The organism is Actinomyces sp. HMSC075C01 (genome assembly GCF_001812965.1).
GTDB classification, from domain to species: domain Bacteria; phylum Actinomycetota; class Actinomycetes; order Actinomycetales; family Actinomycetaceae; genus Actinomyces; species Actinomyces acetigenes.
Genome location: NZ_KV811016.1, coordinates 1 through 337 on the forward strand (window position 1 = coordinate 1; position 337 = coordinate 337).

Below are 337 nucleotides of genomic sequence, written 5' to 3' on the forward strand. Positions count from 1 at the left end.
TGTTTCAGCAGGCCTGGCAGTACTCCACCGCCCGTGAGATCGACTCGCCCGACCGAGGCGCATTCTTCGGTTCTGTTCTGCGGGGATACTCGCTGGCCACCCTGACGGCCGCGGGTCTGGTCATTGCCCTGAACCGGCCGATCTCCAGGGTGATGCTCCAGGCCGAGTTCGCCGAGGGGTGGCGCTACGTCCCCCTGCTCATGCTGGTCGCATCTTTCGGGGTCATGACCATCTTCTTCGAGAGCTTCTACCAGGCCTTGAAGAACAGCGGCGTTCTCATGGCCTCCACGGCGATGGGGGCGGTGGTTAACGTGATCCTCGGGGTGGCTCTCGTACC

Annotated in this window: 1 pseudogene; it reads left to right on the forward strand. The window is 63.5% G+C overall.

The window, feature by feature from the left end:
• A pseudogene (locus HMPREF2883_RS15585) lies at nucleotides 1-337 on the forward strand (lipopolysaccharide biosynthesis protein); the annotation flags it as partial.